Consider the following 500-nt stretch of genomic DNA (forward strand, 5'->3'; position numbering starts at 1 on the left):
TCTTCCCGAGGCAACCGATCCGTTCGGGATATAAAGCCTCATAACATATTATTCATTGCTTGCGCGATAAAAACAATAAAATTCGTGCGAGCAGAAAACACGTGAGACACACGGTAAAAACTGTTACATGTTATGCAGACTGCGAAAGCAAATTCGAAATCGAAGCAGAGCGGTAAGACCGCAGTTCGGACGCCGGCCGTTTCCGAGGCCGTTGCGGCGCAAGCGCAAGACCCGGTTGCAGCCGGGAGTCCCGACATGAAACCCGCCGAACCGCAGGCAACGGATATCGGAGCTGTGAATCCTGTCGCAGAAACCAGTCCTGCCGAACAACCGGCAGCCCATCCCGAGACGGATGTCCGGCTGCTGGATCTGAACAAAATCGTCAATTCGACCTACAATCCCCGCAAGAATTTCCGCGAGGATACGCTGCTGGAACTTGCCGAGAGCATCAAACAGTCGGGCGTTCTTCAACCTATCTGCGTGCGTCCGAGGGACGAGGG

The 500-nt window shown here is 54.2% G+C and carries 1 protein-coding gene; it reads left to right on the forward strand.

Translation table 11 applies throughout. The features are described from left to right. Positions 1-132: 132 nt before the first annotated feature. The coding region (locus tag ACESTR_RS16480) for a ParB N-terminal domain-containing protein (RefSeq protein ID WP_373179475.1) at positions 133-500 on the forward strand (368 nt) is incomplete at its 3' end.

Origin of the sequence: Alistipes sp. DJF_B185 (assembly GCF_964250025.1) — a bacterium.
In the GTDB taxonomy this organism is placed as follows: domain Bacteria; phylum Bacteroidota; class Bacteroidia; order Bacteroidales; family Rikenellaceae; genus Alistipes; species Alistipes finegoldii.